The organism is Lysinibacillus sp. NPDC096382, from assembly GCF_044762845.1.
Lineage (GTDB): Bacteria > Bacillota > Bacilli > Bacillales_A > Planococcaceae > Lysinibacillus.
On record NZ_JBIWFC010000012.1, the window covers coordinates 50,057 to 70,877 of the forward strand.

Annotated in this window: 20 protein-coding genes; all 20 read left to right on the plus strand. The window is 38.4% G+C overall.

All coding sequences use genetic code 11. The features are described from left to right. The first annotated feature begins 11 nt into the window (after positions 1-11). The 20 genes from ACIQZA_RS16535 to spoIID all read left to right on the plus strand — a co-directional run bounded on the left by ACIQZA_RS16535 (position 12) and on the right by spoIID (position 20,797). Complete coding sequence (locus ACIQZA_RS16535) at positions 12-452, plus strand: low molecular weight protein arginine phosphatase (RefSeq protein ID WP_400935998.1); 441 nt, start codon at positions 12-14, stop codon at positions 450-452. A gap of 8 nt (positions 453-460) precedes the next feature. Then, positions 461-1,744, plus strand: coding sequence for a methyl-accepting chemotaxis protein (locus tag ACIQZA_RS16540; RefSeq protein ID WP_400936000.1), 1,284 nt, complete (start codon positions 461-463; stop codon positions 1,742-1,744). 565 nt (positions 1,745-2,309) lie between these two features. Beyond that, complete coding sequence (rpiB, locus tag ACIQZA_RS16545; protein WP_132360346.1) at positions 2,310-2,747, plus strand: ribose 5-phosphate isomerase B; 438 nt, start codon at positions 2,310-2,312, stop codon at positions 2,745-2,747. Positions 2,748-2,863: 116 nt separating this feature from the next. Further along, positions 2,864-3,406, plus strand: coding sequence for a TIGR01440 family protein (locus tag ACIQZA_RS16550; RefSeq protein WP_400936002.1), 543 nt, complete (start codon positions 2,864-2,866; stop codon positions 3,404-3,406). A gap of 60 nt (positions 3,407-3,466) precedes the next feature. Further along, positions 3,467-4,708: a serine hydroxymethyltransferase gene (glyA, locus tag ACIQZA_RS16555; protein ID WP_142509189.1), complete on the plus strand. Its 1,242-nt coding sequence runs from the start codon at positions 3,467-3,469 to the stop codon at positions 4,706-4,708. 530 nt (positions 4,709-5,238) lie between these two features. Then, positions 5,239-7,392: an EAL domain-containing protein gene (locus tag ACIQZA_RS16560; protein ID WP_402882914.1), complete on the plus strand. Its 2,154-nt coding sequence runs from the start codon at positions 5,239-5,241 to the stop codon at positions 7,390-7,392. 125 nt (positions 7,393-7,517) lie between these two features. Further along, entirely contained in the window at positions 7,518-8,147 is a 630-nt protein-coding gene (gene upp, locus ACIQZA_RS16565) for a uracil phosphoribosyltransferase (RefSeq protein ID WP_132360354.1), read from the plus strand. Between the two features lie 249 nt (positions 8,148-8,396). Further along, entirely contained in the window at positions 8,397-9,518 is a 1,122-nt protein-coding gene (wecB, locus tag ACIQZA_RS16570) for a non-hydrolyzing UDP-N-acetylglucosamine 2-epimerase (protein ID WP_142509187.1), read from the plus strand. Between the two features lie 518 nt (positions 9,519-10,036). Further along, the gene (locus ACIQZA_RS16575; protein WP_400936009.1) at positions 10,037-10,408 is read left to right on the plus strand and encodes an ATP synthase subunit I; all 372 of its coding nucleotides are present in this window, start codon (positions 10,037-10,039) and stop codon (positions 10,406-10,408) included. A 36-nt stretch (positions 10,409-10,444) separates the two neighbouring features. Beyond that, complete coding sequence (gene atpB / locus ACIQZA_RS16580; RefSeq protein WP_402882910.1) at positions 10,445-11,167, plus strand: F0F1 ATP synthase subunit A; 723 nt, start codon at positions 10,445-10,447, stop codon at positions 11,165-11,167. Positions 11,168-11,230: 63 nt separating this feature from the next. Next, complete coding sequence (gene atpE / locus ACIQZA_RS16585) at positions 11,231-11,446, plus strand: F0F1 ATP synthase subunit C (protein ID WP_400936011.1); 216 nt, start codon at positions 11,231-11,233, stop codon at positions 11,444-11,446. A gap of 173 nt (positions 11,447-11,619) precedes the next feature. Continuing rightward, the gene (gene atpF / locus ACIQZA_RS16590) at positions 11,620-12,141 is read left to right on the plus strand and encodes a F0F1 ATP synthase subunit B (RefSeq protein WP_132360364.1); all 522 of its coding nucleotides are present in this window, start codon (positions 11,620-11,622) and stop codon (positions 12,139-12,141) included. Then, positions 12,138-12,674 carry a F0F1 ATP synthase subunit delta gene (locus ACIQZA_RS16595; RefSeq protein ID WP_402882907.1) on the plus strand — a complete coding sequence of 179 codons (537 nt, stop codon included), beginning with the start codon at positions 12,138-12,140 and terminating at the stop codon, positions 12,672-12,674. The genes atpF and ACIQZA_RS16595 overlap by 4 nt, the downstream gene beginning before the upstream one ends. A 28-nt stretch (positions 12,675-12,702) precedes the next feature. Beyond that, the gene (atpA, locus tag ACIQZA_RS16600; RefSeq protein WP_142509183.1) at positions 12,703-14,211 is read left to right on the plus strand and encodes a F0F1 ATP synthase subunit alpha; all 1,509 of its coding nucleotides are present in this window, start codon (positions 12,703-12,705) and stop codon (positions 14,209-14,211) included. A gap of 47 nt (positions 14,212-14,258) precedes the next feature. After that, a complete protein-coding gene (atpG, locus tag ACIQZA_RS16605) occupies positions 14,259-15,116 on the plus strand; it encodes an ATP synthase F1 subunit gamma (protein ID WP_142509182.1) in 858 nt (285 codons plus the stop codon). 49 nt (positions 15,117-15,165) lie between these two features. Further along, entirely contained in the window at positions 15,166-16,581 is a 1,416-nt protein-coding gene (gene atpD / locus ACIQZA_RS16610) for a F0F1 ATP synthase subunit beta (RefSeq protein ID WP_079559414.1), read from the plus strand. Between the two features lie 24 nt (positions 16,582-16,605). Continuing rightward, positions 16,606-17,013, plus strand: coding sequence for a F0F1 ATP synthase subunit epsilon (locus ACIQZA_RS16615; protein ID WP_323648674.1), 408 nt, complete (start codon positions 16,606-16,608; stop codon positions 17,011-17,013). Positions 17,014-17,110: 97 nt separating this feature from the next. Beyond that, positions 17,111-17,350: a DUF1146 family protein gene (locus ACIQZA_RS16620; RefSeq protein WP_400936016.1), complete on the plus strand. Its 240-nt coding sequence runs from the start codon at positions 17,111-17,113 to the stop codon at positions 17,348-17,350. 572 nt (positions 17,351-17,922) lie between these two features. Next, positions 17,923-19,236, plus strand: coding sequence for a UDP-N-acetylglucosamine 1-carboxyvinyltransferase (murA, locus tag ACIQZA_RS16625; RefSeq protein ID WP_402882903.1), 1,314 nt, complete (start codon positions 17,923-17,925; stop codon positions 19,234-19,236). Between the two features lie 625 nt (positions 19,237-19,861). Continuing rightward, positions 19,862-20,797, plus strand: coding sequence for a stage II sporulation protein D (gene spoIID, locus ACIQZA_RS16630; RefSeq protein WP_402882901.1), 936 nt, complete (start codon positions 19,862-19,864; stop codon positions 20,795-20,797). Positions 20,798-20,821 lie beyond the last annotated feature (24 nt).

A 20,821-nucleotide genomic window follows, 5' to 3' on the forward strand; every position in this document is an offset into this window, starting at 1 on the left:
GGGTGATAAGTATGAAAATACTATTTGTTTGCACAGGAAATACTTGTCGCAGTCCCATGGCAGAAGTTATTTTAAAACATAAACAAACTGACAATGTTGAGGTCCGTTCAGCGGGCATTTATGCCATGCCAAATGCGGAAATGTCTGCGCATGCACAACAAGTATTATATGAAGCAAATATGACGCATCAGCATTTAGCAACGCAATTATCAATAACTGAAATGGAGTGGGCTGATTTAATTTTAACAATGACAACAGCTCACAAAGCTACAATTATTGCTAATTATCCAAATGCAGAACAAAAAGTTTTTACTTTAAAAGAGTATACAAGCGAAGGTAACGAAGGAAATGTTGTCGATCCTTACGGTGGTAGTAAAGAAATATATAAAGAAACATTTGTAGAATTAACGGAATTGGTAGAACGATTAGTAAAAAAAATTGAAGAGAATTGAGGGTCTCTATGAAAAAACAGTTTGGCTTACGACTTAAACTAGTATTATTTGTCGGTATTCTTGCACTGATCACGTACAGTATTAGTTTTATATTTATCGAATATTTACAACCTACCTTCTTCCCAGGAATTGATCGTAAACTGTTTGAAATTTTTACTTATCTGTCGGGGATTGCATGGTCATGCATTTTGGCTGGAATTTTCAGTGTGATCTTAATTAAACCTTTACAAAAACTGGAAAATTCAGCTTCCCGTGTAGCAGAAGGGAAAATTGGTCAAGATGTAGAAATGCCGAAAACAAGTGATGAGATTCGCTCTGTTGCAGAGGCATTCCAACAAATGGTGTTGAATTTAAGAGGAATGGTGGAAAGTATAGATAATAACTTCCAGCAAACCAATCAATCCATTATCCAACTTTCGGATGAAGCAGCTGTTGCAACAAAAAAAGCAGAGAATATTGCTTCTACAGTAAAGCATATTTCTTCTGGTGCAGAGACATCTGCAACGGCAGTCCAAGATACAGCTGAAGCTATTGAAGATGTACGAGCTCTCGCGACAGAAGTTAATAGTAGAGCAGAGGCATCGGCAACGCAATCTAAAGAGATTTTACATAATTTAACGACAACAACAAAAGCGATCGAAACATTAGTGAATAGTATTCAGCAAATCGCGGCTGGCAATACTGAGGCATTAGAAAGCATTCGTCTATTAGAGGAAAATGCCGGACAGGTAGAGCGCATCATTAGCTTAGTTGGCGATATTGCAGCACAAACAAATTTACTAGCTTTAAACGCTTCGATAGAAGCAGCGCGTGCTGGAGAACATGGGAAAGGTTTTGCCGTTGTAGCTGAAGAAGTTCGTAGTTTAGCGGATGAAAGTGCGAAAGCGGTACAGGGCATTACTTCCCTTATTCAATCCATGCAACAAAACGTTGAAATTGTTGTAAAACAAATGAATCAACAGGTGACATTTGCGACAAAAGAAGCTGCACGTGTATCAGAAACAACGACAGCAGTAGAAGGGATGTCTTCAAGTGTACACGAAATGGCGACAGCGATTGTAGAAATTTCTACACTTATTGAGCAGCAAATGCATAATATTGAAACAACTGCTCGTCAATCTCAAGAAGTTGCAGCCATTGCTCAAGAAACATCAGCGGGTGCACAAGAAGTTCGCAGTGCAGCAGAAGAACAAGCATACGCAATTGAGCAAGTAGAAAAACTAGCAGAAGGTTTAAAGAAACAATCTGAAGAGCTGCATAAAATGATTCAACAATTTGATAGACAAGCATAAATGTGAAGAATTTAGACTGTAGATAAACTCGAGTGAAGTTCGAGTTTACTACAGTTTTTTTATATGTTGTATGAAGGTTTGTATTTGATGCCCGCATAGATGATAGTGGCAGATAGAAGAGGCAAAGTGAAGGATAGCCCGTAAAGTGACTGAAAGAAGAGCAGCAACGACGGAAAGAACAGGCGAAGCGACGGATAGTACATCAAACTAAAAAAGCTTCTCATCTATTACGCCACACTCGCATTTTGCATAGAATCCCTCTATAGTGTTAACTACTGGCAATGCATGGAAAAAATATTGATATAGCATGTCCACTGCAATTGCAAAGGTAAAAAAACTTTAGAAGATAGAATATTACGACAAAAGACCGTTATCCGAATTTATCAACATGATATTCACATTATCCACAGGAAAATAACTTTAAAAGTGAATGTTTTAATGTGTGATTACAAGAAATGTTCGTCTTTTAGGGGAAATCAGCATAAAAATGCAAGAAAAATCATGTTATTCTTGAGATAGAAGTGGTACACTAGTGTTGACTATAATTTCGAAATGAGGGAACCCAGTGAGAATAGCAATTTCTTCTGATCACGGAGGCAATAACTTACGTCGTGAGATTATGCAGCTGTTAGATGAGCTACATATTAGCTACGAAGATTTTGGTCCACAATCTGCGGATTCAGTAGACTATCCTGATTATGCAAAACCAGTTACTGAAGGTGTTGCTAGCGGGGAATTTGATAAAGGTATTTTAATTTGTGGTACAGGCATTGGTATGTCCATTGCTGCAAATAAAATTAAGGGGATTCGTTGTGCTTTAGTGCATGATTTATTTAGCGCAAAAGCAACGCGTTGCCACAATGATTCCAACATTTTAGCAATGGGTGAGCGTGTTATTGGGCCAGGCCTTGCACGTGAAATCGCTAAAGTATGGCTTGAAACAGATTTTGAAGGTGGCCGTCATACGCGCCGCATTGAAAAAATCGCAGAGCTTGAGCAGTAAGAAAAGCAATTAAGTTTGTTTAACATATGTCCTAAGCTAAAAAGTGTCATCAAAGAAATTTGAGTATTTTTAGCTATGTGACATAAATAAATCTAGAAATAAAGGGGCTGAGCATAGTGGTTGTTCAACAAATACGAACACATTTGACTCAGTTACTCAGTGAATTTGAAGAGCAGGTAACCCTACGACCAAATACTATTTTTGTTGTAGGCTGCTCGACATCTGAAGTGATTGGTCAGAAAATTGGCACAGCAGGCGCGCTTGAAATTGGAGAGGCGATTTTTGAGCCGTTGCAGGCATTTGCAAAGAAACATCAACTACATCTAGCGTTCCAAGGATGTGAGCATATTAATCGTGCTATTACAATGGAAGCAACAACGGCAGACCAATTTGGTTATGAACGAGTAACAGTTGTACCAGTTCGTACAGCAGGTGGCTCGATGTCTGCTTATGCGTTTACGCAATTTACAAATCCAGTTGTTGTGGAAGCTGTGCAAGCAAATGCAGGTATTGACATTGGTCAAACGCTCATAGGTATGCATTTAAAGGCAGTAGCTGTTCCAGTTCGTACTTCTGTGCGAATGGTAGGAGAAGCGGTTGTGACAATTGCAACAACACGTCCAAAGCTGATTGGCGGAGAGCGTGCAGTATATAAATAAAATTACCTCTGAAATCAGTGGTATACAAAGAACGATTATACTTAGGAGGCTTTTTCAAACATGGCATACGAAAAATTAGCAGTACAAGACAAAGCAGTATTAGACGGAATTCTTGCGGAAAAAAAACGTCAACAAGCAAATATTGAGTTAATCGCATCAGAAAACTTTGTATCTGAAGCAGTAATGGAAGCACAAGGTTCTGTTCTAACAAATAAATATGCTGAAGGTTATCCAGGTAAACGCTACTATGGCGGCTGTGAACACGTAGATGTTGTGGAAGATATCGCACGTGATCGTGTGAAAGAAATCTTTGGAGCAGAGTATGCAAACGTACAACCACACTCTGGTGCACAAGCAAACATGGCTGTATACCACACGATTTTAGAACCGGGTGATACTGTACTTGGGATGAATCTTTCTCATGGCGGTCACTTAACACATGGATCTCCTGTAAACTTCTCAGGTATTCTATATAACTTCGTTGAATATGGCGTAACAAAAGATACTCAAGTAATCGATTATGAAGATGTACGCCAAAAAGCGTTAGAACATAAGCCAAAACTAATTGTTGCAGGTGCATCTGCGTACCCACGAGAAATCGATTTTGCTAAATTCCGTGAAATCGCTGATGAAGTAGGAGCATATTTCATGGTGGATATGGCACATATCGCTGGTCTTGTAGCTGCTGGTGAGCACCAATCACCAGTGCCATACGCTGATTTTGTAACATCTACAACACATAAAACATTACGTGGCCCACGTGGTGGTTTAATCCTTGCTTCGAAAGAATGGGAACAAAAGCTTAATAAATCTGTATTCCCAGGTATCCAAGGTGGACCATTAATGCACGTAATCGCAGCAAAAGCTGTAGCATTCGGTGAAGCATTACAACCAGAATTCAAAGAGTATGCAAAACAAATTAAAGCGAATGCAAAAGCTTTAGCAGAAGTATTAATTGCAGAAGGTGTTGAAATTGTATCTGGTGGTACAGATAACCACTTGTTACTTCTTAATGTGAAATCTCTTGGTCTAACAGGAAAAGTAGCAGAGCACGTACTTGATGAAGTAGGCATTACAACAAATAAAAATACAATTCCTTACGATACAGAATCTCCATTCGTAACTTCTGGTATCCGTATTGGTACACCGGCAGTAACATCTCGTGGCTTCAATGAAGAAGACATGAAAGAAGTAGGTGGTATTATTGCTACGGTTCTTAAAAATCCGGAAGATGAAGCAGTAAAAGCTGAAGCAAAAGCTCGCGTAAAAGCATTAACTGATAAACATCCATTATACGTTTAATTTAAACTCTTTCAGCATGCTGAAAGAATTAAAGCCTCCGGACGTAGTTATGCCGGTGCATAATTGATTAGATAAAGCTGTGGTTAAAGTGGTAAATGCACTTTAACCACAGCTTTTTTTGCAATTGTCTTTAGTGAAGGTTGGGCGATTTATTGAGGATTGCGTCACGGATGGGCTATAGAGTGGGGGTGATATCCTTTAAGGATTCCTCGTGACCCACTTCTTATTGTGGCTGTCGCTTCGCTTTCGCACAGAAATATGTTATCTAAAGTGGAATGGAATTGACGATCCGTTTCGGTGGTGAGCTGTTTTTGCTGATTTGGAAATAAAATACTCTAATTTTTGAATTTATTTACATAAACTTAGTAGGAAAGGATATATTATATAATAGAGAGAGACAAATAATGTCCAGAACTATGTTCAAAAAAGTGACAATTTATTGAATATTTATATACAATGTAAGAGAGATTTAACTTCTTTCAGCGATTATGTCGAGGTATATTGATGGAGATAAAGGGAGGAGGGGCTGAATGGTTACTAATACAATGATCATAGAACATGCAATTCTTTTAAATACAATTCGTAGGTTAGGTGATAATTCTAAAGAAAGTTACGTTATTTTTGATGCAACAAATAACAATTGCATATTAGAATGTAATGATTCTTTTTGTACACTTACAAATACTACTCATTCGCAAATAATAAATATCGATTATTTTTCATTGATGTCAAACGAAGAACAGACAACTATTGAAATGATTAAAAATAAAATACATAGCGGAGCCATAGTACAAGAAAAGTTGCATCATAGTTGCTTCGATAAATCTCCTTTTCGGGCAGAGATACAAGCACTCCCATTTCAAAATAATAAAAATGAAACATTATTTGTGCTAGTAGTTGTTAAGGAAGTTACTTACTATCAGACCGAAGAATTTTTAATGCGCCTTGAGAAAACGATGTACGAAGCGATTGAAAAGGACTATTCCTTCGATAAAAAGATGAGCGTTATTTGCAGTAGTCTAGATCAATTTTTTATGCAGAAAATATCAAGTATGGTACTTGTTAAAACAGAGGCAGATCAATTACGAATTTTTAAAGGGAACGACAAAATAAAAGATTTGCCGGAGCGTTGTGATAACAAAGAATTTTTCAAGAGAGTTATGCAAGAGGAGACATCTATTCTAGTTAAGAGGTTGGATGAAATTGATATTCCAATAGAACATAAAATGTTTGCTAATTCATCTGAAATGCCATTTGGTTTGTTTATGCCAATATACAATCAACAACATCAAGCAATTGGATTGTTCGCGATATTTTTAAGGCAACATTCTAGTACTGATCAAAAGACTTTTGAAAGCATGCTCCGAAAAATCGGTGCACTTGTTGCATTGGCAAACTCATATGCAAAAACACAAAAAAAGATATGGGACTTAGTCTATATCGATATCACAACAGGGCTGCCTAATCGACATGGTTTTTTAAACATGGTAGAAAAAGAATACAGCCAAAAGGGTAATATCAAAATCTTAAAGCCGAGCGAATTCCATCAAATTGTCGAGTTATATGGTCGTGAAGCGGGAGATGAACTTTTAAGACAAATTGCTAAACGCCTAAATGAAGAGAAGTATGATCAAAACGAATATATTGCTAGATTTACAAGCTCTAGTTTAATCATTACAAATGCGACATCGGATGAAGATTTTTTCTATTATAAAAGGCGGATAAAAGAGATTATTCGTCAGCCCTTTATTGTGGGTGGAAAGCAAATTTATATTACACTAAAGACTGGAATTGCTTTTTATAACCATGACATAAAAATTGCTGATGCGATTCGCTTTGCAGATAATGCTGTATCCTTCGCTACCAATAAACCAGGTACTCATATGGAAATATTCACACAAGAAAGAAATGATGTGCTTGAGCAGCAAATGACTGTATTAAACCATTTGGCACAAGCAATAAAAAATAAAGAAATCTCGGTGAATTTACAGCCAAAGGTTGATTTACAGACAGGTGAAATTCAAAGTATTGAAGCGCTTGCCCGCTGGATTTCTCCAAAACTCGGTTTCGTGTCTCCCGCAATTTTTATTCCAGTGGCTGAAAGTGCAGGAAAGGTACGCGAAATCGATATTCAAATATTAGAGATAGCCCTTTCGTGGCTAGCAGAGCGCAAAAGATTAGGGAAAAAATTAGTGAAGGTAGCAGTAAATATTTCGCCTAATCATTTTTACTATGAAAATTTTGTACAGGATACACTGGAGCTCGTTCAGAAATACGATATTGAACCGAGATACATCATTTTAGAAGTAACAGAAAATATTGGATTAGTTGATTTTCAGACTGCTTTTTCTATTATCCAGGAATTAAAGGAGTACGGCTTTAAAACTTCGGTGGACGATTTTGGAACAGGTTTTTCATCACTAAGTTATTTACAAAGACTGCCGTTTACTGAATTAAAAATAGATCGAAGCTTTATTAATGATATTAATGATGCTGCGACACTTGCTATTGTCCGATCCATTATTCAGTTAGCATTAAACTTAGGAATGACTTCCGTCGCAGAAGGCATTGAAAATAAAGAGCAGGTTGAGATTTTACGTGCACTCGGCTGTACAGTAGGACAAGGTTATTTCTATTACAAGCCGATGACAATAGAGCAGTTAGATGCAATACTCGATAAATAATCGCTATTATATGTAGCGAACATTCTTGAAAAGGAGTTGTCCCGAATTTATTTTTGAGACGACTCATTTTTTCTGTTATACTAGGTGAGATAAAAATGAATCCGAACTGTTAGGAGAGAATCCCTTTGAGCAAAGTATACGTATTTGATCATCCACTAATCCAACATAAGTTAACTTATATTCGTGATAAGAATACAGGAACAAAAGAATTTCGTGAGCTTGTAGACGAAGTTGCAACATTAATGGCATTCGAAATTACACGTGATATGCCAGTAGAGGAAATTGAAATTGAGACACCTGTTACAGTTGCTAAAACAAAAGTACTTTCTGGTAAGAAAATTGCGATTGTACCGATTTTACGTGCAGGTATTGGCATGGTAGATGGTGTATTAAATTTAATTCCAGCGGCTAAAGTTGGTCATATCGGTCTTTATCGTGATCCAGAAACTTTAAAACCTGTAGAATACTATGCAAAACTTCCTGCAGATGTAGAAGAACGTGATTTCATCATTGTAGACCCAATGCTTGCAACAGGTGGATCAGCAGTGGAAGCGATTAACTCACTGAAAAAACGTGGTGCGAAGAGCATTAAATTTATGTGCTTAATCGCTGCGCCAGAGGGAGTAAAAGAAATTCAAGAACATCATCCAGATGTAGATATTTATATTGCAGCACTTGATGAAAAACTAAATGACCATGGCTACATTGTCCCTGGTTTAGGTGATGCAGGCGACCGTTTATTCGGAACGAAATAATACTGAACAGTTTTCAACGGTAATAACAAGGTTCACCTCACGTTATATGATAAACCAATGAAAAATAGATTTAGTATGTAATTTTTAGGAAACTTATAACTTTTGGGAGCGTCCTTCAATATTGAAGGACGTTTCATAGTATGTTAGGCGAATTACTTCTCTTGAAGTCCGACACTTGCTTCATATGATGACGATCAATGGGGGTAAGCACTTTTCATACAAATAAAACAAAGGACGGTGCAAATCGTTTTGACGAAAAAATGGAAAGTAATGACGATTTTCGGTACGAGACCAGAGGCTATTAAAATGGCTCCACTTGTATTGGAATTACAAAAGTATCCTGAGCAAATAGAATCGATTGTGACGGTAACAGCACAACATCGCCAAATGCTCGATCAAGTTTTAGAAACATTTAAAATTACACCAGACTACGATTTAAATATTATGAAGGATCGTCAAACATTAATTGACGTGACGACTAATGCATTACAGGGCTTAGACAAAGTCATGAAAGAAGCAAAACCGGATATTGTTTTAGTGCATGGTGATACAGCAACAACTTTCATTGCAAGTCTAGCTGCATTTTATAACCAAATTGCAATCGGACATGTAGAAGCAGGTCTTCGAACTTGGAATAAGTATTCACCATACCCAGAGGAAATGAACCGCCAGTTAACAGGTGTTATGGCTGACCTTCATTTCGCACCAACGGAAGTATCTAAGAAAAACCTTTTAGATGAAAATAAAAACCCAGAAACAATTTTTGTTACTGGTAACACTGCTATCGACGCATTAGCTACAACAGTAAATGAACATTACACACACCCTGTGTTAGAAAAAATAGGGTCAGATCGTATGATTCTATTGACAGCACATCGTCGTGAAAATCTAGGTGAGCCTATGCGTCATATGTTTAGAGCGATTACTAGAATTTTAGCAGAGCATGAGGATGTACAAGTTGTTTACCCAGTTCATATGAACCCAGCTGTAAGAGAAATAGCTAATGAAATTTTAGGAGATCATCCGCGTGTACATTTAATTGAACCTCTTGAGGTCTTCGATTTCCATAACTTTGCGGCTAATTCTTATATGATTTTAACTGATTCTGGTGGCGTTCAAGAAGAAGCCCCTTCATTAGGTAAACCAGTTTTAGTACTTAGAGATACAACAGAGCGCCCAGAAGGTATTGCAGCAGGGACTCTAAAGCTAGCAGGCACGGAAGAAGAAACAATCTACTCTCTAGCTAAGCAATTAATAGAAGATAAAAATGCCTATGAAGTAATGGCAAAAGCATCAAATCCTTATGGTGATGGACATGCTTCTGAACGTATTGTGAAGGCGCTTCTGGAATTTTTACAAAAAAGCAAGTAATATCCCTTTTTGAAATCGAAAAATAAGTCTAATGTACTAATTGTGATAGGTGAGCTAATTTGCGAGCATAATTGTGTCGTAGATTAGCTTTTTTTTGCACAAACGTGAACATTGATTTTGAAGCTATGAATTTTCATACACAAATTTGTCAACAATTTGACAAGAGTATAGTGGCTGTGAAGTTTTTCTCCTTTACTAATTGACTTCAAATATCTCCTATTGTATGCTTACAAAGGGTAATAATGATAAGGGTTTCAAATCGTAAATAGAGGTTGAAACACTTGTTACATCAAGTTTCTACTAAATTGACAGTTCAAACCAAAAACTGTCGATTTGCAACGTTTTGTGCGTTTCGGGGTGTAAGATATTTTTTGGGATTTACACCTGTAATTTCAAAATGACGCTCTCCCGTTACTATTCCGCTGTGAGTAGTGTTTTTCACTGCTCTTTTCTGATTTCACATAGTGGTCAGCAAACGTTTCTTTACTCGAAAAATTGATTCAGGAGATTATAAACCAATGCTAGATTTGCATCACATTTTTGCTGTGCAGAAGAGAGCGTTATTTTTTTTGCTCGCACTCTGTGCATTAGGCTGGGGATTTACGCCCTATCAGACGTTTTTTGCGGGCATCGCAATCGGTGCATTCTTTGGTACGTATAATTTTTGGATTTTAGTTCGCCGTATGGAGAAGTTTGATCGATCCATTAGTGAAGGGAAGAAAATAGGCTCGCTTGGTACAATGTTTCGCTTTGGATCAGGTGTAGCGGCAGTCGCTCTAGCCATTTCGTTGCCAAACTATTTTCACTTAATTAGCACGGTCATAGGGCTAATGATTCCGTACGTTTTTCTCTTTGTCGAGAGAATTGTGTCACGTGTAAGGAACCGCTAATGTGCTTTAAATTAGAAAGAGAGGTGAAAAATAACAATGAATCATGAAGCTCCATTGCAAGTGGTTGATTTTGGTCTTTTTAATCTAACATTCAACCTTTCAACTGTAATGATGTTACTAGTTGCGGCTCTAGTCGTTTTCTTAATCGCATTTATCTCAACTAGAAGCCTAAAGTTAAAACCTACAGGTATGCAAAACTTTATGGAATGGATTATGGATTTCGTAAAGGGCATCATCAAAAGCAATATGGACTGGAAAACTGGTGGACGATTCCATATTTTAGGTATCACGCTAATTATGTTTATCGCGGTATCAAACTTATTAGGTCTTCCGTTCTCTATCGCCTATAACGGCGAACTTTGGTGGAAATCTCCTACAGCTGACCCAACTGTTACAATGACTCTTGCAGCAATGATTTTAGCCCTAACACATTTCTATGGTATTAAAATGAAGGGGACAGGCCATTATGTTGGTACATTCTTCAAACCAATGTCATTCATGTTCCCGCTAAAAATTGTTGAAGAGTTTGCGAACACGTTAACATTAGGTCTTCGTCTTTACGGTAACATTTATGCAGGTGAGATTTTACTTGGCTTAATCGCAAGTTTAGCTGTTACGGGTCCAATCGGATTCATCGGAGCAATTGTTCCAATGATGGCGTGGCAAGGTTTCTCTATTTTCATCGGCTTTATCCAAGCCTTTATCTTCACAATGTTAACAATGGTTTACATGGCTCATAAAGTGAGCGATGACCATTAATATAAAGCATATATCTTATGCTTAAACAAAAAAAACAAACAATTCCAAGGAGGAAATTTTCAAATGGGTTTATTAGCAGCAGCAATCGCAATCGGTCTAGGTGCACTTGGCGCAGGTATCGGTAACGGTCTTATCGTTTCAAAAACAGTAGAAGGTATCGCTCGTCAACCAGAAGCTCGTGGCGTTCTTCAAACTACAATGTTCATCGGGGTAGCATTAGTTGAAGCCCTACCAATCATCGCAGTAGTAATCGCATTCATCGTAATGAACAAACAATAATTCAGTTGTACACTGAATTTTAGTGGCGAAGCAGAAATCTCCAGATGAAACTTCGCCCTTCATTTTGTAACGGATAAAAGCTATGTGTAAATATAGCTTTTTAAAATAGGTAGTTTTTCAAGTAATTAAATTATTATGTTGAAGTTAAAGCTCTTGAAGGGAGTGAAACAATCGTGTTTTTAGATAATCTTGTACTAGGCAATGCTAGTCCTGGTTTCAATAGTGGTGATATCGCCGCAACATTAGTTATCTTCTTATTACTAATGCTATTACTTAAAAAGTTCGCTTGGGGTCCACTTATGGGCATCATGCAACAACGTGAAGAATTAGTAGCTAGTGAAATCGAAGCAGCTGAAAAAGCGCGCAAAGATTCGCATCAATATTTAGAAGAACAAAAGAGCCTTCTTAAAGAAGCTCGTACGGAAGCACAATCGATTGTTGAAGGCGCTAAGAAGCAAGGCGAAATGCAAAAAGAAGAAATTCTTACTGCAGCTCGCAATGAAGCAAACCGCTTAAAAGAATCGGCTTTACGTGAAATTGAGTCTGAAAAAGAAAAAGCTATTGCGGCTGTACGTGATGAAGTCGTTTCATTATCTGTACTTGCAGCATCTAAAGTCCTTAGCAAAGAGATTTCTGAGGCAGACAACCGTGCTCTAATTGAAGAGACGATTGCGAAGGCAGGGGAAGCTCGATGAGTAATTCAACTGTAGCAAAACGTTACGCACAAGCGCTTTTTGAATTAGCGCAACAAAAAAACATTCTTGCTGAAGTTGGAGCAGACTTAAATGAGCTAACAAAGGTTGTCAAAGAATCTCCTGATTTTTTAAAACTTTTAAATGCTCCTAAGTTCTCTATCGAACGTAAGAAACAAATGGTAGCTGAAATCTTTGCAAGTGCAACGCCAGAGGTTTTACACACAGTTCAACTACTTGTTGAGAAAAAACGTGTAAACGAAGTGAAGCTTATTGCGAACGCATATGCTGAGCTTGCTGCACAGGCACAAGGTTCTGCAGATGCAACAGTATTCTCTACTCGTGCACTTTCTGCTGAAGAAAGCGCTAATATTTCTACAACATTTGCGAAACTTGTAGGGAAACAAACATTAAACATTACAAACGAAATTGATCCATCACTTCTTGGTGGTATTCGTGTTCAAATCGGTAATCATATTTATGATAGCTCAGTAGCGAACAAGCTTGAGCGCCTAAAACGTGAATTAATCGGTTAATAATTTAGAAATGTGAGAGGTGACATACATGGGCATCAAGGCTGAAGAAATCAGCAGTCTGATTAAACAACAGATTGAGAATTATGAATCTGAACTTAAAGTAAGCGAAGTTGGTACAGTTATCCGTATTGGTGACGGTATCGCTCTTGCTCATGGCCTCGACAACGCCATGGCTGGAGAACTTCTAGAGTTCTCTAACGGTGTTATGGGTATGGCTCAAAACCTAGAAGAAGGTAACGTTGGTATCGTAATCTTAGGTCCATATGCTGACATCAAAGAAGGCGATGAAGTTCGTCGTACAGGTCGTATCATGGAAGTACCAGTTGGTGAAGAACTAATTGGCCGTGTTGTAAACCCACTTGGTCAACCAGTGGATGGACAAGGTCCAATCAACACAACAAAATCTCGTCCAATCGAAAGTCCAGCTTTCGGTGTAATGGCTCGTAAATCAGTACACGAACCACTACAAACTGGTATCAAAGCGATTGACGCTTTAGTACCAATCGGTCGTGGTCAACGTGAGTTAATCATCGGTGACCGTCAAGTAGGTAAAACATCTGTAGCAATCGATACAATCTTAAACCAAGATGGCGAAAATATGATTTGTATCTACGTTGCTATCGGTCAAAAAGAATCAACTGTACGTGGTGTAGTTGAAACGTTACGTAAGCACGGTGCATTAGATTATACAATCGTTGTAACTGCTGCTGCATCTCAACCAGCTCCATTACTATACTTAGCACCATTTGCTGGTGTTTCTATGGCAGAAGAATTCATGTTACAAGGTAAGCACGTATTAATCGTGTATGATGATCTTTCTAAACAAGCATCAGCTTACCGTGAACTTTCACTTCTTCTACGCCGTCCTCCAGGTCGTGAAGCATACCCTGGTGATGTTTTCTACTTACACAGCCGCTTACTTGAACGTGCTGCGAAGTTAAATGAAACATATCAAAATGGTTCTATTACAGCTCTTCCATTCGTTGAGACACAAGCTGGGGATATCTCTGCATACATCCCAACTAACGTAATCTCAATTACTGATGGACAAATTTTCTTACAATCTGACTTATTCAACTCAGGTGTACGTCCAGCGATCAACGCCGGTCTTTCTGTATCACGTGTAGGTGGATCTGCTCAAATTAAAGCGATGAAAAAAGTTGCGGGTACACTACGTCTTGACTTAGCTGCATTCCGTGAACTTGAATCATTTGCTCAATTCGGTTCTGATTTAGATAAAATCACACTTGCTAAACTTGAGCGTGGTAAACGTACGGTTGAAGTTCTTAAACAAGACCTAAACAAACCACTTAAAGTTGAAAAACAAGTTGCCATCCTTTATGCATTAACTAAAGGTCACTTAGATGATATTCCAGTACAAGATATCGTTCGCTTTGAAGGTGAATTCTTAAGCTGGTTAGATACAAACCACACAAACGTTTTAGATCACGTTCGTACTACAAAAGAGCTTGCTCCTGATGCGGATTATGTAGAAGCACTAAATGCTTTCAAAAAAACTTTCGCTAAATCAGAATAAGTTCGAGCTAGTCACTTGATTAAAAAACAAAAGGTGGTGAAATACCAGTGGTAAACTTACGCGAAATTAAAGGTCGTATTAATTCTACAAAGAGTACGAAACAAATTACGAAAGCGATGCAGATGGTTTCTTCTTCAAAGTTACGTCGTGCAGAGCAAAACGCTAAAGCGTACGTTCCTTACATGGAAAAAATTCAGGACGTAGTAGGCGCGATCGCTTCAGGAACAAAAGACAGTGGACATCCAATGTTAACTGCTCGTCCTGTTAAGAAAACAGCTTACTTAGTCATTGGTTCTGACCGTGGTCTTGCAGGTGCTTACAACTCAAGTATCCTACGTCAAGTACAACGTACAATTGACGAGCGTCATAAATCAAAAGACGAATACGTTATTTTAGCGGTAGGTCGTGTTGTTCGTGACTACTTTGTGAAACGTGATCATAATGTCATCAGCGATGTTGTCGGTCTTCCGGACCAACCATCATTTGCTGATATTAAAGAAATCGCTCGTAAAGCTGTTGGTATGTTCACTGATGGTACGTATGATGAACTTTATATGTACTACAATCACTTTGTCAGCGCAATTGCTAACGAAGTGACAGAGAAAAAACTTCTTCCATTAACAGATCTTGCACCTGCTAGCAGTAATGCTTCTTACGAATTTGAACCATCTGGTGAAGCAATTCTAGAAGTATTACTTCCACAATACGCGGAAAGCTTAGTTTATGGCGCATTATTAGATGGGAAAGCAAGTGAACATGCTTCTCGTATGACTGCTATGAAAAATGCAACTGATAATGCATCTGATCTTATTTCAGACCTTTCATTGCAATATAACCGTGCACGTCAAGCAGCAATTACACAAGAAATTACAGAAATCGTTGGTGGAGCTGCAGCCTTAGAATAGGCCCAGCTTCCCAATGTCGTATAAGAATACGATAGGAGGGTACACAGTAATGAATAAAGGACATGTTATTCAAGTAATGGGTCCAGTTGTTGACGTAAAATTTAACAATGGCCAATTACCAGCAATCTATAACTCATTAACAGTTAAGATTGAACGTCCTAATGAAGAACCAACAATTCTTGCTTTAGAAGTTGCTCTTCATTTAGGTGATGATTCTGTTCGTACAATTGCAATGTCATCTACTGATGGCTTACAACGTGGAGCAGAAGTAACAGACTCAGGAAAAGCTATCTCAGTACCAGTTGGTGAAGTTACTCTAGGTCGTGTATTCAACGTACTAGGAGAAGTAATCGACTTAGGTGAAGAGATTCCAGCTGACGTTCGTCGTGATTCAATTCACCGCGAAGCACCATCTTTCGATGAACTTTCAACTACAGTTGAAATTCTTGAAACAGGTATCAAAGTAGTAGACTTATTAGCACCATATATCAAAGGTGGTAAAATCGGTCTATTCGGTGGTGCCGGTGTAGGTAAAACAGTATTAATCCAAGAATTAATCAATAACATCGCACAAGAGCACTCAGGTATCTCTGTATTCGCTGGTGTAGGTGAGCGTACTCGTGAAGGGAACGACTTATTCTTCGAGATGAGCGATTCAGGCGTTATCAAGCAAACAGCGATGGTATTCGGTCAAATGAACGAGCCACCAGGTGCACGTATGCGTGTAGCTTTAACTGGTCTTACAATGGCAGAATACTTCCGTGATGAGCAAGGTGCTGACGTACTTTTATTCATCGACAATATCTTCCGTTTCACACAAGCAGGTTCTGAGGTTTCTGCCCTATTAGGTCGTATGCCTTCTGCGGTAGGTTACCAACCAACACTTGCAACTGAAATGGGTAAATTACAAGAACGTATCACATCTACTAACAAAGGTTCTGTAACTTCTATTCAAGCAATTTATGTACCAGCCGATGACTATACTGACCCGGCTCCAGCTACAACTTTCGCCCACTTAGATGCAACTACTAACCTTGAGCGTAAATTATCAGAAATGGGTATCTACCCTGCGGTTGACCCATTAGCTTCGACTTCTCGTGCTTTATCACCAGAAATCGTAGGCGCTGAGCACTACGCAATCGCTACTGGCGTACAACGTACAATCCAACGTTACCGTGAATTACAAGATATCATTGCTATCTTAGGTATGGATGAATTATCTGATGAAGATAAACAAACAGTAGAACGTGCTCGTCGTATTCAATTCTTCTTATCTCAAAACTTCCACGTTGCGGAACAATTTACTGGTCAAAAAGGTTCTTATGTACCTGTTAAAGAAACTGTTCGCTCATTCAAGGAAATCCTTGATGGCAAATGGGATCACCTACCAGAAGATGCTTTCCGTCTAGTTGGTTCTATTGATGAAGTAGTTGAAAAAGCGAAAAGCATGGGCGTAGAGGTTTAATACTAGGGACGAGGAGGAAAAAATATGAAGACAGTTCTAGTCAATATTGTCACTCCCGACGGCCCAGTATACGATTCTGAAGTATCAATGGTAATCGCTAAAACAACTTCAGGTGAAATCGGTGTTCTTGCAGGCCATATTCCTATGGTTGCTCCACTTGCAATTGGTGCAGTGAAGCTTAAAAAAGAAGACGGTTCTACTGAACTTATTGCTTTAAGCGGTGGTTTCATTGAAGTTCGCCCTGAAAAAATCTCAATTTTAGCGCCATCTGCTGAAATTGCTGAAAGCATTGATGTTAAACGTGCTAAAGAAGCCGTTAAACGTGCTGAAGGTCGTCTTCAAGGTAAACAAGATAACATTGATTTCAAACGTGCTGACCTAGCATTAAAACGTGCGTTGAATCGTATCAACGTTCATGAGGGTAATATCTAATTCAAATTTTAACGGGCAGATTCAACATCTGTCCGTTTTTTAACATTGTGCTACCGTTTGAGAGTAACGCTAGAGGAATTAATTTGGAGGAACCAACATGGAAATATATGAGGCAATAGGACAGGAAGCTTTAATAGGGATTTTATCGCATATATTTTTTATCGCTATAACTTTTTATGCGCTACAAGCGTTTATGCTAGAAAAAATCTTTAAGAAGAATAATGTTTTTCAAATCCAATTAATTTATATTTTATTGAGTATTGCGATAGGATCAGCCGTTTCTAATTTCTTTCTGCAAATTTCAAATTGGTCAGGGAAGCTGCCATATTTATTTTAATAGCCCCTTATTACTATCTATACGTTAGTAATTAAATTTACATGTTTCACAGGGCTTTATAATATAATTTATGTGGTCCTTTGAAATATGTAAAAATTAGTTAAATTTTTCCAACAAGTGTTTTCTTAGCGAAAGTGAAACACCAGCTACAGATGTTTTTTGTACCGTAAGCGTAGCGACAGGTACAGATGTTTTTTGTACCGAAAGCAGTCGTAGCGACAGGTACAGAAGTCTCCCATCTTTTAAGGTGATGAGATGAATTCGGACGCAATTATTCTTCGAAATAATTGATATAAATCCATTAGATTTGGTTTTTGTTCACAAATACTTGGGTAGATATTAGAAATTAACGCCTTTCTTCCGTGTTATTGGTCATTCACAAAAAAAAAAATCATGCGTACAATAAATAAATAGCAAAATATCAATAAATGACGTAAAATAGTGATTTGGAAGCTTGAACGAGCGTAAGAAAAGTTGTACTATAGAGTTGTTTGTTTACTGATTATGACATTATACTTCTTTTTAAAATAAAGTTTTGATAGATTAATAGATTGAATTCGGAGGGACATAGGGTGGAAAAAATAATAGTGACTGGCGGCCAAAAGCTACAGGGAAAAGTGCGCGTAGAGGGCGCAAAAAATGCGGTGTTACCAATCCTAGCAGCGGCTTTACTTGCTTCTAAAGGAGAAAATGTAATTAAAGAAGTCCCTAACTTAGCAGATGTCTTTACTATAAATGAAGTACTTAAAAGTCTAAATGCGGCAGTTACATATATACCTGAGGATAATACAGTATATATAGATACAACAAAAGAACTTTCTAGTGAAGCCCAATTTGAATTTGTCAGTAAAATGCGTGCATCAATTTTAGTGATGGGTTCCTTACTTGCTCGAAATGGCTATGCTCGTGTTGCTTTACCAGGGGGCTGTGCAATCGGTTCACGTCCAATTGAGTTACATTTAAAGGGCTTTGAAGCTATGGGAGCAAAAATTTCTTTTGGTCATGGATATGTAGAGGCGAAGGCGGAAGGTCGTTTAAAAGGCGCAAATGTGTATTTGGACTTCCCTAGCGTTGGGGCAACTGAAAATATTATGACAGCTGCAGCCTTAGCGCAAGGAACAACTGTAATTGAAAATGCTGCGAAAGAACCTGAAATTGTTGATCTTGCAAACTTCATTAATAGTATGGGGGGGCGTGTCATCGGTGCAGGTACGAATACGATTCGTATCGAAGGAGTCGATACATTATATGGAACAGAACATCATATTATTCCTGACCGTATTGAAGCTGGCACATTTATGGTTGCAGCAGCAATTACAAAAGGGGATGTAACGATTGTAAATGCTGTTCCTGAACATATGACAGCATTAATTGCAAAGATGCGTGAAATGGGTGTAGAAATAACTGAGCTTGATGAAGGAATACGTGTACGTGCTCCTAAAACATTAAAAGCTGTTGATATTAAAACTATGCCACATCCAGGCTTCCCGACAGATATGCAATCTCAAATGATGGCCTTAATGTTAACTGCTGAAGGTACGAGTATTATTACGGAAACGGTATTTGAAAATCGTTTTATGCATGTTGAGGAGTTCCGTCGCATGAATGCCGGTGCTAAAATAGAAGGACGTTCTGTGTTTATCGAAGGGCCTGTAAATCTTCAGGGTGCTGAAGTAATGGCGACTGATTTACGAGCTGCGGCTGCATTAATTTTAGCAGGTCTTGTATCTGAAGGTGTGACTAGAGTGACAAAGCTTCATCATTTAGATCGCGGTTATGTCGATTTCCATGGCAAGCTGGCTGCACTTGGCGCGCAAATTGAACGTGTACCAGTTGAGGAAGTTATCATTAAAGAGAAAACAACTGTTGAATTACCAACAAAGTAAATAAATTTATAAACCCTCTGCTTACGAGCAGAGGGTTTTTTCTTTTTAGTTTAATCCATGCTGGGGAGAGTTTTATAATTGGTTATCTTCATAACGTGAGGTTGATTTCCGTTCCGGCTGGGCGCTTTGTTGCTGACGCTACGCTTTCGCGCAGAGCAGAGCTTCCTAGGGGTGTCCGATGAGCTGCTTTTGGTGCTGCTGTCGCTACGCTTTCGCACAGTCAAAACATTTGTAGCTGCCGCTTCGCTTTCGCTACAGAAAACATTTGGTGCTGCCGCTACGTTAACACTACGCTTTCGCACAGAAAACATCCGCTGCGCTGCAGGGTCTCGGGCCAACACGATGTTGGTCACGAAGGCGTTATCACAGGATGTGATGCTTTTAGCCTTCGTTCCTCTATCGCTGATCCCCAAGGAGTCGCTCAGCCTCCACTCCAATCAACTAATAGCATGGCATACGTTTTAAAAACTCTAATAAATAGGAATTAACATCCTCTTATATGGCGGAAATACGCTTCTTTTCAGCATCCTTTACATATACAGCCCTCAGTCTGTTTACCATCCTATATTGAAGTTCCCTTCACCAACGGTCACATATTTTGAAGAGTTTCAGCATATTATTCCTTATGAAAAAATGGATAATGAGTATAGGCATAATTTGTTTGATTGGAGCATTATATATGCTCCCTGTGGCATTTGGTGAGAGACTTAAGGTTAAGGATTCGCCTGCAACAACAGAGCAAGCTTGTGAAATATTCATAGAAGTGGAGGGACAACAGGAGAAAATCCCTTTAGAAACTTACGTAACTGGTGTGGTAGCTGCCGAAATGCCTGTTTCATTTAAAAAAGAAGCTTTAAAGGCACAAGCTATTGCAGCACGGACTTACGCGTTGAAATCGACAAATTACGGTAAAATAGCTATCGCTCCTACTGTTGCTAGACAAGTTTTTTACAATAAGGAGCAAAGAAAAGAGAATTGGACTAGCAATTTCCCGGGGAATGAAAAGAAAATTGTCGAGGCTATTAATGAAACGAAAGGACAAGTTCTTCAATATAATAATGAATTAATTACGGCAATGTTTCATTCTACGAGCAATGGAAAAACAGAAAGTGCCTACGATTTTAGTGGCAATGATGTCCCTTATTTACAAAGTGTTACGAGTAATTCGGATTTATCATCCCCAAAGTTTTCAGCGATGAAAGAATGGACATTAGCTGAATGGAATGTACTGTGGCCTGTGAAATGGCAGGTAAGTGACTTCAACCGTGTACAGTTATTTGTAAATGATTCAGGACGTGTTGAGCGCATGCAGTTAGGTAAGAATGTGTGGTCAGGACGAGAAGTGCGAACACTTTTAGAAATACCATCAACGGATTTTAAAATTGCCTATAATTCTGCCGCTGGAAAAGTGCAAGTAAGTACGAAAGGATACGGGCATGGGGTAGGAATGAGTCAATATGGAGCAGAGGCTATGGCTAGCGATGGGAAAACTGCTGACGAAATTTTACACTATTATTATCAAGATATTGAAATAAAAAAGATAGATGCATGTTTAAAATAACTTCTAGTTGTTCACACTGCCACT

Bases quoted from the DNA above. Each gene is read 5' to 3' on its own strand.
- ACIQZA_RS16535 (WP_400935998.1), top strand. From the start codon at position 12: ATGAAAATACTATTTGTTTGCACAGGAAATACTTGTCGCAGTCCCATG.
- ACIQZA_RS16540 (WP_400936000.1), top strand. From the start codon at position 461: ATGAAAAAACAGTTTGGCTTACGACTTAAACTAGTATTATTTGTCGGT.
- glyA (WP_142509189.1), top strand. From the start codon at position 3,467: ATGGCATACGAAAAATTAGCAGTACAAGACAAAGCAGTATTAGACGGA.
- ACIQZA_RS16560 (WP_402882914.1), top strand. From the start codon at position 5,239: ATGGTTACTAATACAATGATCATAGAACATGCAATTCTTTTAAATACA.
- ACIQZA_RS16575 (WP_400936009.1), top strand. From the start codon at position 10,037: ATGCTAGATTTGCATCACATTTTTGCTGTGCAGAAGAGAGCGTTATTT.
- atpB (WP_402882910.1), top strand. From the start codon at position 10,445: ATGAATCATGAAGCTCCATTGCAAGTGGTTGATTTTGGTCTTTTTAAT.
- atpE (WP_400936011.1), top strand. From the start codon at position 11,231: ATGGGTTTATTAGCAGCAGCAATCGCAATCGGTCTAGGTGCACTTGGC.
- ACIQZA_RS16595 (WP_402882907.1), top strand. From the start codon at position 12,138: ATGAGTAATTCAACTGTAGCAAAACGTTACGCACAAGCGCTTTTTGAA.
- atpA (WP_142509183.1), top strand. From the start codon at position 12,703: ATGGGCATCAAGGCTGAAGAAATCAGCAGTCTGATTAAACAACAGATT.
- atpD (WP_079559414.1), top strand. From the start codon at position 15,166: ATGAATAAAGGACATGTTATTCAAGTAATGGGTCCAGTTGTTGACGTA.
- ACIQZA_RS16615 (WP_323648674.1), top strand. From the start codon at position 16,606: ATGAAGACAGTTCTAGTCAATATTGTCACTCCCGACGGCCCAGTATAC.
- ACIQZA_RS16620 (WP_400936016.1), top strand. From the start codon at position 17,111: ATGGAAATATATGAGGCAATAGGACAGGAAGCTTTAATAGGGATTTTA.
- spoIID (WP_402882901.1), top strand. From the start codon at position 19,862: ATGAAAAAATGGATAATGAGTATAGGCATAATTTGTTTGATTGGAGCA.